Raw genomic sequence first — 15601 nt, 5'->3', positions numbered from 1 at the left:
ATAAAAATATCCGATTATAAATAAAAAAGCAGCTTATCAGCTGCTCATGTTTACTCTTTTTCCGCAAGTACTTTCGGAGAGGTATCAAAATTCATTTCCACCTGATGCCTGGTAAGATCTTCAAAGGTTTCGCGTTCTCTAATGAGATGGGCTTTGCCATTATACCATAATACTTCTGCAGGCCTGTACCTGGAGTTAAAGTTACTGGCCATGGAAAAACAATAAGCGCCGGCATTGCTGAAACTTAAAATATCGCCTTCCCTAATTTCCGCGATTCTACGATTATTTCCAAAGGTATCGGTTTCGCAAATATATCCTACCACACTGTAGAACCTGTTTTTTGCTTCCGGATTAGAAATATTGGTGATCTCATGATGCGAACCATAAAACATTGGCCTAATCAAATGATTGAATCCAGTATCAATCCCTGCAAATACAGTTGAGGTTGTCTGCTTGATCACATTAACCTTAGCCAGGAATTTTCCGGCTTCACTAACCAGATATTTACCCGGTTCAAAAGCTAAGGCAAGTTCTCTTCCATACTCTTTGCAGAAATTTTCAAATTTTTGGGTTAACTGCGTTCCAAGTTCTTCAATATCTGTTTCTATATCTCCCTCGCGATAAGGAACTTTAAATCCGCTACCAAAATCAATAAATTCCAGTTCCTTGAAGTTTCTCGCGGCTTCAAACAGAATTTCTGAAGCATGAAGAAAAACTCCAATATCAAGAATATCACTTCCGGTATGCATATGTATACCGTTGATATGCATTCCCGTATTCTCAACGATCCTCATTAAGTGAGGCATTTGATGAATACTAATCCCGAATTTTGAATCGATATGACCTACAGAAATTTTAGAATTTCCACCAGCCATCACATGAGGATTGATCCTGATGCAAACAGGGATTTCCGGATGCCTGCTTCCAAATTGCTCCAGAATTGAAAGATTATCAATATTTATCTGCGCTCCTAGTTTTACAACTTCCTCGATCTCTTCAAGAGAAACACCGTTAGGGGTATAAATGATTTTAGAAGGATCTACACCAGCTTTTAATCCCAGTCTTACTTCCTGAATAGAAACAGTATCTAACCCGCAGCCAAGCGAATTCAGTAATTTTAAAATGGAGATATTTGAAAGCGCCTTGACAGCATAATGAATTCTAAGTTCATTTACTTTAAATGCATTGGTCAATCTCTGGTATTGTGAGATGATCTTATCAGCGTCGTAAACGTATACCGGGCTGTCAAATTCTTTTGTAATTGAAAGCAGATCTTTCTGGGTCATTTCTTCTTAAATATTTTCAGCAAAAATAAATTTCTTATTCAGTAGAGAATAAGGCTTGTATCAAATATAACCGATTTATACATTTTGTTATTTATGAAGATGAACTAAGTTCCACCCGAGCTTTTTGCTGTCTTCTTATCATGATAACACCAATCCCTATAAATATTCCGATTCCTGCCATGGCCGCACCCACATATTGCGCAGAAACAATTCCGTATCCATAGGCAATGGGAAGTCCGGCGAGATAAGCTCCGCTAGCATTTCCCATATTAAAAGCACTTTGATTCAATGAAGATCCCAGCATTTCAGACCCTTTTGCTGAATTGATCACCGCCATTTGAATGGGAGTGGCGATACAGAATGCGATAACTGGAATTATAAAGGTCATCACCAAAACACCTATTTGATCATAAGCCAGAAATGTGTTGGAAATCAAAGCGATCACCATTAGAATCAACGCGATGATCACCGCATTAATAGGACTGAACATTTCAGCTAATTTTGCACCTAAAAAGTTCCCGGCAACCATTCCCAGTCCGGCAAGGATCATGGCATAACTTACAATGTCTTCATTATGGCCGGCAACATCAGTAATTAAAGGAGCGATATAACTATACCAGGCGAAAAAACCTCCGGTGCCAATAGTAGTCAATAAAATTACCATCCATAGTTCTGGTTTTTTAAGAACTATCAGGTCTTTCTTAAGTCCGTTAGATTCATTATTAGGTAATTCTGGCATCCAGAATTTCACGCTTAAAACTGCCAAAATACCAACAACTCCAACTGCAAGAAAGGCAACACCCCATTCAAAATTTTGACCGAGATAGGTTCCCAGCGGTACACCAATTACATTCGCTACGGTTAATCCCGTAAACATGGTTGCGATGGCTTGTGCGTCCTTACCGGGTTTGGCAAGCTTTCCTGCTACTACGGCACCAATTCCGAAAAATGCCCCGTGAGGAAGTCCGGACAGAAACCTGGAGATCAATAATAGCGTGTAAGAGCTGGAGAAGGCAGACAGCGTGTTGAATACCGTGAACCAGACCATCAAGCCTAATAATACTTTATGTGGAGGTAATTTATTTCCGAAGATCGTGAGTAATGGAGCTCCAACTACAACTCCAAGAGCATAGGCAGATATGAAATGTCCTGCCTGCGGAATAGATATGTCTAAGGCTTCTGCTACTTCCGGCAAAATTCCCATGATCACAAACTCCGTCATTCCAATCCCAAATCCACCAATGGCCAATGCCAGTAAAGCCTTTTTCATAAGCAATGATTAAAAGTCTAATTTAAAGGAGAAAGCTTTTTTAAACCAGAAATTAAGGTTTTTTCTACGATAACCTTTTCGTGTAGAGACTGTTTTTCGCAAAGCCTTGAGAAATATTGTATTTCCACGATTCGTCAAGCGTTAAGAAGCTCAAAAAAGATTGGTACAATAGTATGTATTTGTTACTTTTGCCTTCCATAATTAATACAGAAGAAATAGCTGATTATGAATATACACGAATATCAAGGAAAAGAGATTTTAAACAGCTTCGGGGTTCGCATTCAACGTGGGACCGTGGCAAGAAATGCCAAAGAAGCAGTTGAAGCTGCAAAAGAACTAACTGAAAAGACCGGAACTGGATGGCACGTGATCAAAGCACAGGTGCACGCTGGTGGTCGTGGAAAAGGTGGCGGTGTAAAACTGGCCAAAAACCTAAAAGAAGTTGAAGAAATTGCTGGAGAGATCATTGGGATGAACCTGGTTACTCCTCAAACTTCTGCTGAAGGTAAAAAAGTTCACCAGGTTCTTGTAGCTGAAGATGTTTATTATCCTGGAGATAACGAGCCGGAAGAGTACTATATGTCAGTGCTGCTTAACCGTGCTACTGGTCGTAACATGATTATGTATTCTACTGAAGGTGGAATGGATATTGAAACTGTTGCAGAAGAAACTCCAGACCTTATATTCACTGAAGAAATAGATCCTTCTACAGGTCTTCTAGGGTTCCAGGCACGCCGTATTGCGTTTAACCTTGGACTTAGCGGAAAAGGATTTAAAGAAATGACCAAATTCGTAATGTCCCTTTACGAAGCTTTCGAAAAATCTGATTCTTCACTTTTCGAGATCAACCCGGTTTTAAAAACGAGTGACGATCTTATCATGGCCGTTGATGCAAAGGTGACATTAGATGACAATGCACTTTTCCGTCACAAAGATTATGCTGAAATGCGTGATGTTCGTGAAGAGAATCCAACTGAAGTTGAAGCAAGAGAAGTTGGGCTTAACTATGTAGATCTTGATGGAAACGTTGGTTGTATGGTTAATGGTGCCGGACTTGCAATGGCGACCATGGACCTTATTAAGCAAGCTGGTGGAGAACCTGCGAATTTCCTAGATGTTGGAGGAACAGCTGATGCGAAGAGAGTTGAAGAAGCTTTCAGATTGATCTTGAAAGATGATAAAGTAGAAGCGATCCTTGTAAATATTTTTGGTGGAATCGTAAGATGTGACCGTGTAGCACAAGGTATTGTAGATGCCTCTAAAAATATGGGAGACGCTATGAACGTGCCAATCATAGTTCGTTTACAGGGAACAAATGCAGATATCGCGAAAGAACTTATCGATAACAGTGGACTTAAAGTGTACAGTGCTGTACAATTTCAGGAAGCTGCAGATAAAGTACAGGAAGTACTTTCCTAGTCCTTATAAAATATAATGAAAAAGCCCGACAGGAATGTCGGGCTTTTTTTGTGCAATTAAATTTCCTTCTCAACGTTTTCAAATTTAAGTTGTCTGACTATCAATATGTTAATTATAAAAAATAATTGTAACGAATAATTTTTTCGCTCGTCATTTAAATAGAATAAACCACCGAAATTATGAAAAGGATCTATTTTTTACTTATCGCGATTATTTTTTGTTCCATTGCTGGTCAGGCTAGTTTGGTAGAATCAGAAACTGTGAAGATGGCGGCCTTATCAAATGAAACCAGACCTGAAAGCTTAGATCACTTTTTTAAATACAAAATAAATCATATACAGTTCAATAAAGAAAATTTTAGCCGAAGCTGTTCAGTGAGGACAGTTGTCTGTTGTCATGTATAAACAATGGGGCAGATAAGAAAAAATTGGAATAAGGGAGATAAATTCCGATGTAATATAAATACTGTTGTAAAGTTAAATATATGTGATAATCAGTGATTTATACCATAATTATTTTGTTAAATAATTATTTAGTATCTATATTTAAGTAAGGTTTTTTGAAAATATGAAAAGCCGTCTTTCTCATAAAAGCATTTGCGTTGAAATACTGTTAAATTTGAATTAGCCAACAATAATTTTGCAAGCTACGTATGCAAAAATATAAAGAAAGACGGCTTCTTAATTGAAGTCTATTTTTTATTTCCTTCAGGATACCATTCCATTAATTCCACCTGAATATTTGAATCTCCTTCGTTTACCATTTCCTTGAATTTATCTACATCAGCAAATCCATCTTTTCCACGATAATGGTAAGGAATAACTTTTTTAGGTTTAAACGCGAGAACTCCTTCTGCTGCCTGATCAATTGGCATGGTATACGGCAAATTCATTGAAACTAGAGCAACATCAATGTCTTCGAGATTTCTCATTTCCGGAATATCTTCAGTATCACCTGAAATATAAAGTCTTTCTCCATTCATTTCGAGAACATAACCATTACCACGACCTTTAACATGCATGGCATCTTGACTTTGCGGTAGATTATACATAGGGATCGCTTTAATATTAAAACCCATCAAATCCTTAGAATCGCCATTGTTCATCACAATAAGATTTGGTTGGAATTCTTCAGGTAATTTTTTCTGAACCGCCTCAGGAACGATCATTTTGGTTTCGCCAAGTTCCAAAGCTTTCAGAGTTTCGGCGTTTAAATGATCTCCATGAATATCGGTGATCAAAATAAAATCAGGTTTATCCATTCCTTCAAAAGCAGCTGCGCCACCTACAGGATCTGTATAAAATGTCTTACCTCCCCATTTAAATACCGCCGTTGCATGCGATACTGGAGAAATTTCAATTGAACTAGAATCAGATTCTATCTCCTGAGACATTCTGTTCTCAGCAATTTCTTTTTCGGCTTTCAGTTCATCCGATTTCTTTTCATTTTTACAACCAATCATAAATATACTGATTGCAAATAGAGTAGCTATTTTTCTCATAATCAAAATTTTGACTAAAAGTAAAAAAGGCTGGCAGGAGTGGCTTCCCAATTAATAAAGATTTATGAAAGCTTTAATTGCATTTTAATATCGCCACGGCTGTAAGGATTATTATGTTCTATGGGTATTTCTTCAAATCCAAATTTTCGATAAAGGTGTATAGCATTTTCTAACTTGCGATTACTGTAAATAATTAAGTCTGTCCAATTAGATTTACGAGCAAAATCTATGGTGTGTTTCATAAGATCGTGGCCAATCTTTTTTCCTCGATGTGCGGGCTTGACTGCCATTTTAGTTAATTCAAATACTTTATCTTCAATTTTCATTAAAGCAACACAGGCAACAATTTCATCTTTGTCCTGGACAAAGAAAATCGTTCCACCTGGTTCGATGATAAATTTTTCCGGATCTCCAAGCACGTCTTCATCATGTGGTTCCACCCAAAAGAACTCTTCCAACCAGTAGAGATTCATATTTTTAAACTCTTCAGAATATGCTGGCTTCCACGATATGATTTCCATAAATCGAATTTTGGCTCAAAATTATTAAATACTTTCAGAATTCAGATTAAACCTGTGAAACTTTAAATTCACTTATATTTATGGGGAACAAATTGAATTGTATGAATAGATCTGTATTATTTTCCCTCAAATACCTATTGATTTTATCTCTATTGATTTCCTGCAAATCCGGTCCCGATCCCGAACAGGAGCTGAAAAAAAATGAAAACGAAGTTGAGATATTACCACCTGATGAACTTTACGGTGATCTTTTTTATGATGTTCAAACCCAGGAGATCTTCAGCGATAGTAAAACCTTTGTAGATGTTAAGCCGCAGTACAACGTTAGCCTGATAAGACAGCGTTATAATATGCTGGACGATACCACAGAAAATGGAATTTCAGAATTTGTAAAACAGCATTTTGAATTACCGGCAAACGATTTTGAATTTAAAACAGATTCCTCTTCCATAAATTCTCATATCAGAAAATTATGGAGCGTTCTTAAAAAACCAGCAGATAAACAAGTTTCAGGAACATTGATACCACTTCCAAATCCATATATTATTCCTGGTGGCCGTTTTAGAGAGATCTATTATTGGGATAGCTATTTCACTATGCTGGGCCTTCAGGAAGATGGTGAAATCGAAACGATTCAAAACATGGTAGATAATTTCGCGTATCTCATCAACGAATATGGTTTTATTCCAAATGGTAACAGAACTTATTACCTGGGCAGATCTCAACCACCATTTTTTGCCATGATGGTAAAAGTTCTGGCAGATGCAAAGGGAGAACAGGTTTTGGCAAAATACCTTCCAGAGCTGGAACGCGAATATGATTTTTGGATGAAAGGTAGCATGGACCTGGTAAACGAAAAGGCAACTATGAGAGTGGTCAAAATGCCAGGCGGTGAAATTATGAATCGCTATTGGGATAACAATGATACTCCGAGACCGGAGAGCTACCGTGAGGATGTAAAAACTGCTGAAGAGGCTGTAGCGCAAAACCCTGATCTTACCAAAGCGAATGTTTATAGAAATTTAAGGGCAGGAGCCGAATCTGGTTGGGACTTCTCCAGTCGCTGGTTAGAAAAGGATTCAGATGGAGAATTCAATTTGTCTACAATTCATACGGTAGATATTGTACCGGTTGATCTCAATTCCCTAATTTATAATCTTGAAATGACCATTTCTGAAGCTGCAAATATTTCAGGAAACCAGGAGAAAGCAACAGATTTTAAAACTAAGGCTGAAAAGCGTAAAGCAGCAATCCTGAAATATTACTGGGACCAAAATGAAGGTTTTTTCATGGATTATAATTTCAAAAATAGTCAGACTACAGGGCAGCTTTCTTTGGCCGGAGTATGTCCCTTATTTTTTCGAATTGCAGGCCAGGATCAGGCAGAGCTGGTTGCCTCAAAAATAAAAGAAACCTTTCTGAAGCCTGGCGGACTCGTTTCAACTCCTTATCATACCGGGCAGCAATGGGACGCACCCAATGGCTGGGCTCCGTTACAATGGCTGGCGATAAAAGGTCTTAGAAATTATGATCAAAACGACCTAGCGGCCGATATTACTTCCAAATGGCTGAAACTAAATCAAGACGTTTATAAACGTACTTATAAAATGCTGGAGAAATATAATGTGGAAGATCTTAGCAAGGAGAGTGGAGGTGGAGAATATCCTACACAGGATGGTTTTGGCTGGACCAACGGAGTTTATCAGAAATTATCTGCTGAAAAATAAATTATGGAGAACATTAAATTATACATTGAATATATAGCCAGGATCATTGAAGTTGCCGGAGTGCTTACAATTTTGATCGGAACCATTTTATCCCTGGTGAAATTTATAACAGCACGCCAAAATGGGAATATAAGATCTTATAAATTATTACGGCAGGAATTGGGTAAAGGTATCTTGTTAGGCCTGGAAATTCTTGTAGCAGCAGATATTATCGCGACAGTGGTTACTGAACCAACGATGAACAAAGTATTAACGCTGGGAGTGATCGTGATCATCAGAACATTTTTGAGCATCTCTATTGAAATGGAAATTGAAGGTAGATTTCCCTGGCAGCGAAAACCTTCAGAAAACAGATTGGATCAGAATTCCTGATTAGGATCTTATGAAATCTGAAATAAAATAAGACAGGGCTTTTCCAACCTGTACCGAATTGGCTTTATCTGGTGCAGCTTCACAGATATGAAAATAACAGCAGTTTCCACTTTTTGAAGCACTCTGAATAAAATTCCTGATAGCATTCACCGAAAATCCCGCAGGCGATTTCGCACTGCTCGGAAAATCAGCAATCGCGTCGCAATCCAGCTCCAATCCAAATTTTTTATGATCTGTCATTTCGAGGCATTGCTGAAATCGTCTCAAAATTTCGTCTGGAAATCTCATCAGGTCTTCAATTAGGTAATACTCCAGGTTTTCTGAGCTATCCATTTCTTCAAAAATGTATTCCGGTGTGTAATTTTTGTGTAAACCAAAAACCGTATATTTTCTCAAAAACTGACCTTCTATCGCGTAGCTAAAACCATTCCCGCTATGTCTATGTTCCAGTTGTCTCAAATCTGTATGCGCATCAATATTGACCACATTTATTGGGTCGTTCAAAGCTTTTGCCGCTCCTTTAATATTACCGTAAGCGTTATTATGTCCGCCTCCAATAATAATTGGGATCTTCCCTTTTGAAATAATTTTCTGAATGATATCTGCCAGAAGCTGATCAACCTGCTTAACCAGATCACCCATTTTCTGAAAATAATTAGGATCAGAATCATCAAAATAAGAAGCCTTTTCCATTAATTCCTTACAATCCAGTTCGCCCAGAAGTATGAGATTTTCTGGGTCATTAAACCGGTTCACCTGAATGTTGACTATTGCCTGGAGCGCTACATCCCATGCTCCAGAAGTTCCAGACTTCCCATGGTTAGCACTCACTCCAATATCTTCCTTGATCCCCAACAAAACATATTCAGATGAAAGCTCATCAATTTTATCAATATCGCGAACAAAGTGCATTTGCTCACCAAATTTCACTTCTCCTTTTCTTTTCGAGATCAGATCTTTGATATCTGAAGGATGATAGAGCTTTAAACCTTTCATATTACACAAGTTTTCCGTTGATATAAACCGATTCTATAGAATTTGTTCCGAAAGCATAAGGTAAAAAGGTATAGGACGGTATTTCTTTGGTTACAATAAAATTAGCTTTTTTTCCTTTAGTAATGCTACCATGGGTTTCACTTAATTCCATGGCATACGCTCCGTTAATAGTGGCCGCATTTATCGCTTCTTCAGGAGTCATTCTCATTTTAATACAGGCCAGTGATACTACCAGATTCATATTACCACTTGGTGTACTTCCCGGATTGAAATCTGTGGCCAGCGCTAACGGCAATTCAGCATCAAGGATTTCCCGTGCAGGTGTGTACGGAATACTCAAAAACAACGAGCAGGAGGGAAGTGCTACCGGCATGGTATCAGAGCCTTTTAAAGCCTCAATATCCTCTGGAGTCATTACTTCCAGATGATCTACGCTGAGCGCGTTATGATCCACACCTGCTTTAACACCACCAATAGCATTAAATTGGTTTACGTGAATCTTTGGTTTCAAACCGTATTTTCTGGCGGCGCTGAGTAGTTTGTTGGTGTCTTCCACGCTGAAATATCCCTGCTCGCAAAAAATATCTATATATTCTGCGAGTTCTTTCTCTGCCACTTTGGGGAGAATATTATTTATAACCAGATCCATATAGGCATCTGGATCATTTTTATAGTCAGTCGGGATTGCGTGGGCGCCAAGAAAAGTTGCTTTAATAGGCAGGTCGTAATTCTTCTTGAGTTTTTTGATCACCCTTAGCATTTTCAATTCGGCCTCTTCCGTAAGTCCATAACCCGATTTAATTTCAACCGCTCCCGTTCCTAATTTCATTACTTCTTCCAACCTTTTAGCTGATTGTTCATAAACCTCACTTTCCGGAGTTTCCTGAAGGGTTTTAGCACTGTTCAGAATACCACCTCCTTTATTGGCAATCTCTTCATAGCTAAGGCCATTGATCCTATCAGCGAATTCCAGTTCACGATTACCGGCATAAACAATATGGGTATGGGAATCACACCATGTAGGAAGTACGATCTTTCCGGCTGCATCAATAATTTCATCTGCTTCTAAATCTGGCAATTTATCCATTGAGCCATAATCAGCAATTTCATCATTCTCTACTAATAGCCAGGCATTTTTTATGGTTGGAAGTTCTCTCATCTCACTTCCTGAAAGTTTCAGGATATTATTTTCCCTAACCTGCAGTAATTCTTTGATATTGGTTAGAAGTAATCTCATATTTTTTTGGATTGATCGTTCAACAAATGCTAGAAAACAAAGATATGAACTCAGTTTAGAATTCGTCTTTTCCAGGGATATCTTTAAATATGAAAGCCGCTTTTCAATTAGAGGAAAGGCGGCTTTTAATTTTTCTGAATATCCTTCAAAAGCTCTATAGCGTATACTGCGCTAGTAATTTCTGAACTTCATAGATATCAACTTTCTTGTTGAATTTCTTGGAAATGGAAGGAACCTGTTCTCCTGAAATCCAGATCTTCAATTCTGCATCCAGATCAAAACTTCCGGCAGTTTCAACACTAAATCTCGTGATGCTTTTATACAAAACCGAAAAGTATTCAATTTTACTACCTGTAAGACCCTGAACATCTATCAGGATCAATCTTTTATTAGTAAAAACAAAAGTATCCCTGATAATTTTAAACCCGGCTTCGATCTTTTCAGAAGGGATCAGTAATTTTCCATATTTCTCCTGAAGCTCTTTGTTGTCTATAGCTCCGGCATTTCCTAATAACGAGGAAAGTATACTCATTTTTAATTTTTTAAAGATTTCATATCAATAACAAATCTATATTTCACATCAGATTTTATCACCCTGTCATAGGCTTCATTAATATTCTGAATATCGATCATTTCAATATCAGAAACAATTTCATGTTCTCCACAGAAATCAAGCATTTCCTGGGTTTCTTTAATTCCGCCGATCAAGGAACCGGCTAATCTTTTTCTTTCCATGATTAGTCCACCACCGTGAATGTCAATCTCATCGATAGCACCCACCACGGTCATGGTTGCATCACGTTTTAATAATGCGATGTATGGATTGGTATCATGTCCAACCGGCACTGTATTCAGGATAAAATCAAAAGTTCCTCTATGCTTTTTCATGGCATCCTGATCTTTGGAAATAAGAACTTCATCAGCACCTAATCTCTTTGCATCTTCAGCTTTCTCTGGAGATGTAGTGATCATAACGGTATGTGCACCCAGAGCGCTGGCAAATTTAATCCCCATATGACCGAGTCCGCCAAGACCTACTACGCCAACTTTATCACCCTTTTTTACATTCCATTGTCTTAGTGGAGACCACGTGGTGATTCCAGCACAAAGAAGGGGTGCTACAGCTTTGGTGTCCAGGTTTTCAGGTACTTTTAATACAAATTTGTCCTTTACGATGATCATTTCAGAATAACCTCCAAAAGTGTGACCACCAAGATGTTTATCTTTTCCGTTGTAGGTAGCCGTCATTCCTTTTTCACAATATTGTTCAAGATCATCTTTACAGGATTGACATTCCTGGCATGAATCTACCATACATCCCACACCAACAAGATCACCTTCTTTGTACTTTTTTACATTCTTACCAACTTCAGTTACACGGCCAATGATCTCATGACCAGGAACTACAGGATATTTACTGTTTCCCCAATCGTTTCTAACCTGGTGGATATCACTGTGACAAACTCCGCAGTAATCAATTTCAATTTTTACATCATCATCTTGCAGTTCTCTTCTTTCGATATCAAACGGTTCCAGATCGGCATCGTTAGATTTTGCTGCGTATGCATTTACATTTTTCATAGTTCAATTTTTATAGTTGGTAAGTTACCCAAATTCGAGAGCATCACCAGAGTCGCCAAGAAGGTTTAACTTTAATTAACAGCTGTATTCATGGTAGTTTGTCAAAAGTTTCACATAATTACATTTATCAGAATTCTTAGTACATTAGGGCTCCAAATTTTATAAAAAACTATATGAATAATTCAAAAGGGATCAATACAATTTGCACGCACATAGGTGAGCTTGAAGATAATGAGTTTAAAGGAGCTGTTTCTCCTTTGTATATGTCTACCTCTTATGCTTTTGAAGATGTTGAAACCAAGAGATATCCAAGATATTTTAATACTCCAAACCAGGTAGCTCTGGCTAAAAAGATGGCTGCCCTAGAACATGGAGAGGCTTCTTTGATCTTCGGAAGCGGAATGGCTGCTGTGAGCACTTCCTTAATGGCTTTTCTGAAAGCTGGTGATCACGTTGTTTTCCAGGATTCGCTTTATGGAGGCACCAGTAATTTGGCTACGGAAGAATTCGAAAAATTTGGAATCGAATATAGTTTTGCAAAAGATGCGAAAGCTGAATCTCTACAAGCCGAAATAAAGGATAATACGAAGGTGATCTATATTGAAACTCCTTCCAATCCCTTATTGAGGATCACCGATATGAAAGCAGTTGCTGAACTCGCTAAAGAGCATAACCTGGTGAGCATGATAGACAATACCTTTGCTTCCCCGGTGAATCAAAATCCGATAGATTTCGGGATTGATGTAGTAATCCATTCTGCGACTAAATATATGGGAGGTCACAGTGATATTCTTGCAGGAACGGTTATTTCTACCGAAGCATATATAGACAGGATCTTCCAAATGGCGAAGAATTTCGGTGGAAGCTTAAGCGATTACACCGTTTGGCTCCTGGAGCGCAGTATCAAAACCATGGGTATACGCGTAAAAGCTCAAAATGATAATGCCCAAAAACTCGCCGAATTTCTTAATGATCATGCAGATGTATCCAATGTTTTTTATCCTGGTTTAAAAGATCATCCAGATCATGGACTGGCGAAATCACAAATGAAGGGTTTTGGGGGAATGTTATCTTTTGAATTAAACGATAAAATAGATGCTTCAAAATTCATGAAAGCTTTGAACCTGATCAAACCTTCCATGAGCCTTGCAGGAGTGGAAAGCACCATTCTGCTGCCTTCCAAAACTTCTCATGGACTTTTGAGCGAAGAAGACAGGTTAAAACAGGGGATTAAGAATAATCTTTTAAGATTTTCCGTAGGAATTGAAGAAGCAGAAGACCTGATCGAAGATCTGACTCAGGCGATTGAAAAAGTAAAGTAGAATATTAGAATAAACAGATATGAAATTAGACATACTGGCCGTTGGTGCACATCCAGATGATGTGGAACTTAGCTGCTCAGGAACTATCGCCAAGGAAGTTGATAGAGGAAAGAAAGTAGGTATACTGGATCTTACAAGGGGAGAACTCGGGACGAGAGGTTCTGCTGAGATCAGAGACAAAGAGGCCAAAGCTGCAGCTGAAATTCTTGGAGTGAAAATGAGACATAATCTTGAATTCAGTGATGCTTTTTTTGAAAATAACACTTCACACCAATTGGAGATCATCAAGATCATCAGGAAATACAGGCCGGAAATAGTTTTATGTAATGCTGTGGAAGATCGACATATAGATCATGGAAAAGCTGCTAAATTGGTTAGTGATGCCTGTTTCTTAAGCGGACTCAGAAAAATTGAAACTATCCTTGATGGGAATAACCAGGATGCCTGGAGGCCAAAGCATGTTTTCCATTATATACAGTGGAAAAACCTTCAACCAGATTTTGTCGTGGATATTTCTGGTTATTTAGATAAAAAATTAGAATCGGTTAAGGCATACCAATCACAGTTTTTTGATGAAAATAGCAAGGAGCCTCAAACACCAATTTCCAGCAGTAACTTTCTGGATAGCATTACTTACCGTGCTCAGGATATGGGAAGACTTATTAATACAGACCATGCCGAGGGATTTAATGTGGAGAGAAATGTGGCGGTAAATTCAATATTCGACCTTATTTAATTGAAATTTTTTCTTTGCGAAATAGTTGAAATAACTTACATTTGCATCCGCTAATCAAATGGTGGTTGTAGCTCAGCTGGTTAGAGCGCCGGATTGTGGTTCCGGAGGTCGCCGGTTCGAAACCGGTCTTCCACCCTTGTAAAAGCCTCTCTTCTTAGAGAGGCTTTTTTTGTGGAATAAATTCAAATTTCCAAAGATGAAATTTTACTTTTACCAAAATCATTTTTCCTTATGAACAACCGCGAAGATCAGTTAAAAGCCTTTGATAGATTGTTAACCATCATGGATGAGCTTAGAGAGCAATGCCCTTGGGATCGCAAGCAGACCATGGAATCCTTGAGGCATCTAACCATTGAAGAAACTTACGAGCTTGGAGATGCTATTTTGGACAAGGATATGGAAGAGATCAAGAAGGAACTGGGTGACGTTCTTTTACACTTGGTATTTTACGCCAAAATAGGAAGTGAAACCAATGATTTTGATATCGCCGATGTTGCTAACAGCATCTGTGATAAATTAATTGACAGGCATCCTCATATTTACGGCGACGTTAAAGTTGAAAATGAAGAGGATGTTAAAAAGAACTGGGAAAATCTCAAGCTAAAAGAAGGTAAAAAAAGTGTTCTGGAAGGAGTGCCCAGATCTTTACCGGCTGTAGTGAAAGCTAATAGAATTCAGGATAAGGTTGCCGGAGTAGGATTTGACTGGGAAGAACCACAACAGGTATTTGAAAAGTTACAGGAAGAACTTGGAGAGCTTCAGCACGAGATCAATTCTGATAATATTGATGAAATAGAAGCTGAATTTGGCGATGTCATGTTCTCCATGATAAATTATGCCAGGTTTCTTAATATAAACCCGGAAAACGCCTTAGAACGGACGAACAAGAAATTCATTAAACGGTTTCAATATCTGGAATCAAAAGCGAAAGAAAATAATAAAGCTTTAAAAGATATGACCCTTGCAGAAATGGATGTCTTCTGGAACGAAGCCAAAAAGCAATGATCACGCCGAGAACATGAAATGATCTTTGGCAATTTCAAGGCTTGAAAATTTGAGATGTTCTTTCAACCATTTTAAGGTATCGACATTATAGAATATCACATGGGTAAGGTCATTTTTATAATGCCAATTCTGAAAATCGATGCTTTCATCCCATAATGCAGTTTTACAATACAATTTTCCATTTGGTTTGAGCAAAGAGTGCAATAACTGGAATTCCCTATATGGATCCTGAAAATGTTCCATGACCTCACAGCAAATTATAAAATCGTATTTCTTTTTCAGAACGTCCTTATCTGGCCTGAAATAAGGATCATAGAGGTTGATGCTATAACCTGATTTATTGAGCTGACTGCTAATCACGGGACCGGTTCCGCATCCAAAGTCCAATCCCAGGCTTTCATTTTCAAAATCAGATTTGATGCTGTCTATAACTGGTTGAACGAACTCGATATAACCATGATCATCAATGTCATTATTATGAAGTTTATATCGCAGCTTTTCTGCCTGTGGAGAAAGATGATATTCAGGTTTCAAAAAAATTGCCTTACAACCTGTGCATTGCACGTAAGCCCGATCTTTCAAAATTTCAAAATCATGAGTGGAGCTATTGCAAAGACTGCAAGGCATA

At 38.2% G+C, this 15601-nt stretch carries 15 protein-coding genes and 1 tRNA gene; 7 read left to right on the top strand and 9 right to left on the bottom strand.

What is annotated here, in order from left to right; translation table 11 throughout:
• Positions 1-50 precede the first annotated feature (50 nt).
• Positions 51-1286 carry a diaminopimelate decarboxylase gene (gene lysA / locus AC2S94_RS15285; protein WP_484629412.1) on the bottom strand — a complete coding sequence of 412 codons (1236 nt, stop codon included), beginning with the start codon at positions 1284-1286 and terminating at the stop codon, positions 51-53.
• A gap of 91 nt (positions 1287-1377) precedes the next feature.
• Complete coding sequence (locus tag AC2S94_RS15280) at positions 1378-2556, bottom strand: MFS transporter (RefSeq protein ID WP_484629411.1); 1179 nt, start codon at positions 2554-2556, stop codon at positions 1378-1380.
• Positions 2557-2781: 225 nt separating this feature from the next.
• Here AC2S94_RS15280 and sucC point away from each other — a divergent pair, with 225 nt between their 5' ends.
• The gene (gene sucC, locus AC2S94_RS15275; protein WP_484629410.1) at positions 2782-3975 is read left to right on the top strand and encodes an ADP-forming succinate--CoA ligase subunit beta; all 1194 of its coding nucleotides are present in this window, start codon (positions 2782-2784) and stop codon (positions 3973-3975) included.
• Positions 3976-4666: 691 nt separating this feature from the next.
• On the opposite strand, the gene AC2S94_RS15270 is transcribed toward sucC, so the two are convergent.
• The gene (locus tag AC2S94_RS15270) at positions 4667-5476 is read right to left on the bottom strand and encodes an MBL fold metallo-hydrolase (protein WP_484629409.1); all 810 of its coding nucleotides are present in this window, start codon (positions 5474-5476) and stop codon (positions 4667-4669) included.
• A 62-nt stretch (positions 5477-5538) separates the two neighbouring features.
• Positions 5539-5997 (bottom strand): GNAT family N-acetyltransferase, encoded by a 459-nt coding sequence (locus AC2S94_RS15265; RefSeq protein WP_484629408.1) that lies wholly within the window; start codon positions 5995-5997, stop codon positions 5539-5541.
• Between the two features lie 101 nt (positions 5998-6098).
• On the opposite strand from AC2S94_RS15265, the gene treF reads away from it, so the two are divergent.
• Together treF and AC2S94_RS15255 are read left to right on the top strand one after the other, a co-directional pair.
• A complete protein-coding gene (gene treF, locus AC2S94_RS15260; RefSeq protein ID WP_484629407.1) occupies positions 6099-7724 on the top strand; it encodes an alpha,alpha-trehalase TreF in 1626 nt (541 codons plus the stop codon).
• A 3-nt stretch (positions 7725-7727) separates the two neighbouring features.
• Positions 7728-8096 (top strand): DUF1622 domain-containing protein, encoded by a 369-nt coding sequence (locus AC2S94_RS15255; RefSeq protein WP_484629406.1) that lies wholly within the window; start codon positions 7728-7730, stop codon positions 8094-8096.
• Here the strand turns inward: AC2S94_RS15255 and AC2S94_RS15250 are convergent, their stop codons facing one another.
• The 4 genes from AC2S94_RS15250 to AC2S94_RS15235 all read right to left on the bottom strand — a co-directional run bounded on the left by AC2S94_RS15250 (position 8097) and on the right by AC2S94_RS15235 (position 11910).
• Positions 8097-9092 carry a formimidoylglutamase gene (locus AC2S94_RS15250; protein WP_484629405.1) on the bottom strand — a complete coding sequence of 332 codons (996 nt, stop codon included), beginning with the start codon at positions 9090-9092 and terminating at the stop codon, positions 8097-8099. It abuts the gene before it with no gap.
• A gap of 1 nt (position 9093) precedes the next feature.
• A complete protein-coding gene (hutI, locus tag AC2S94_RS15245; RefSeq protein WP_484629404.1) occupies positions 9094-10329 on the bottom strand; it encodes an imidazolonepropionase in 1236 nt (411 codons plus the stop codon).
• Between the two features lie 154 nt (positions 10330-10483).
• Entirely contained in the window at positions 10484-10861 is a 378-nt protein-coding gene (locus AC2S94_RS15240) for a PH domain-containing protein (protein WP_484629403.1), read from the bottom strand.
• A gap of 2 nt (positions 10862-10863) precedes the next feature.
• Positions 10864-11910, bottom strand: a complete 1047-nt coding sequence (locus AC2S94_RS15235; RefSeq protein WP_484629402.1) for an NAD(P)-dependent alcohol dehydrogenase — start codon at positions 11908-11910, stop codon at positions 10864-10866.
• A gap of 173 nt (positions 11911-12083) precedes the next feature.
• Between AC2S94_RS15235 and AC2S94_RS15230 the strand changes: the two genes are divergently transcribed.
• The 4 genes from AC2S94_RS15230 to mazG all read left to right on the top strand — a co-directional run bounded on the left by AC2S94_RS15230 (position 12084) and on the right by mazG (position 14973).
• Positions 12084-13232, top strand: coding sequence for a trans-sulfuration enzyme family protein (locus tag AC2S94_RS15230; RefSeq protein ID WP_484629401.1), 1149 nt, complete (start codon positions 12084-12086; stop codon positions 13230-13232).
• A 19-nt stretch (positions 13233-13251) separates the two neighbouring features.
• On the top strand, positions 13252-13968 hold the full coding sequence (gene bshB1, locus AC2S94_RS15225) for a bacillithiol biosynthesis deacetylase BshB1 (RefSeq protein ID WP_484629400.1): 717 nt from the start codon (positions 13252-13254) through the stop codon (positions 13966-13968).
• Between the two features lie 60 nt (positions 13969-14028).
• Positions 14029-14104 (top strand) — tRNA-His (locus AC2S94_RS15220).
• A gap of 95 nt (positions 14105-14199) precedes the next feature.
• On the top strand, positions 14200-14973 hold the full coding sequence (gene mazG / locus AC2S94_RS15215) for a nucleoside triphosphate pyrophosphohydrolase (RefSeq protein ID WP_484629399.1): 774 nt from the start codon (positions 14200-14202) through the stop codon (positions 14971-14973).
• On the opposite strand, the gene AC2S94_RS15210 is transcribed toward mazG, so the two are convergent.
• Positions 14974-15600, bottom strand: coding sequence for a class I SAM-dependent methyltransferase (locus AC2S94_RS15210; protein WP_484629398.1), 627 nt, complete (start codon positions 15598-15600; stop codon positions 14974-14976).
• Between the last annotated feature and the right edge of the window lies 1 nt (position 15601).

The sequence above is a fragment of the Christiangramia pacifica genome, from assembly GCF_057221535.1.
The sequence above is the reverse complement of the archived record's forward strand: the minus strand, read 5'-3'. Positions and strand labels throughout refer to the sequence as shown.

Bases quoted from the DNA above. Each gene is read 5' to 3' on its own strand.
- lysA (WP_484629412.1), bottom strand. From the start codon at position 1,286: ATGACCCAGAAAGATCTGCTTTCAATTACAAAAGAATTTGACAGCCCG.
- AC2S94_RS15280 (WP_484629411.1), bottom strand. From the start codon at position 2,556: ATGAAAAAGGCTTTACTGGCATTGGCCATTGGTGGATTTGGGATTGGA.
- sucC (WP_484629410.1), top strand. From the start codon at position 2,782: ATGAATATACACGAATATCAAGGAAAAGAGATTTTAAACAGCTTCGGG.
- AC2S94_RS15270 (WP_484629409.1), bottom strand. From the start codon at position 5,476: ATGAGAAAAATAGCTACTCTATTTGCAATCAGTATATTTATGATTGGT.
- AC2S94_RS15265 (WP_484629408.1), bottom strand. From the start codon at position 5,997: ATGGAAATCATATCGTGGAAGCCAGCATATTCTGAAGAGTTTAAAAAT.
- treF (WP_484629407.1), top strand. From the start codon at position 6,099: ATGAATAGATCTGTATTATTTTCCCTCAAATACCTATTGATTTTATCT.
- AC2S94_RS15255 (WP_484629406.1), top strand. From the start codon at position 7,728: ATGGAGAACATTAAATTATACATTGAATATATAGCCAGGATCATTGAA.
- AC2S94_RS15250 (WP_484629405.1), bottom strand. From the start codon at position 9,092: ATGAAAGGTTTAAAGCTCTATCATCCTTCAGATATCAAAGATCTGATC.
- hutI (WP_484629404.1), bottom strand. From the start codon at position 10,329: ATGAGATTACTTCTAACCAATATCAAAGAATTACTGCAGGTTAGGGAA.
- AC2S94_RS15240 (WP_484629403.1), bottom strand. From the start codon at position 10,861: ATGAGTATACTTTCCTCGTTATTAGGAAATGCCGGAGCTATAGACAAC.
- AC2S94_RS15235 (WP_484629402.1), bottom strand. From the start codon at position 11,910: ATGAAAAATGTAAATGCATACGCAGCAAAATCTAACGATGCCGATCTG.
- AC2S94_RS15230 (WP_484629401.1), top strand. From the start codon at position 12,084: ATGAATAATTCAAAAGGGATCAATACAATTTGCACGCACATAGGTGAG.
- bshB1 (WP_484629400.1), top strand. From the start codon at position 13,252: ATGAAATTAGACATACTGGCCGTTGGTGCACATCCAGATGATGTGGAA.
- mazG (WP_484629399.1), top strand. From the start codon at position 14,200: ATGAACAACCGCGAAGATCAGTTAAAAGCCTTTGATAGATTGTTAACC.
- AC2S94_RS15210 (WP_484629398.1), bottom strand. From the start codon at position 15,600: ATGCCTTGCAGTCTTTGCAATAGCTCCACTCATGATTTTGAAATTTTG.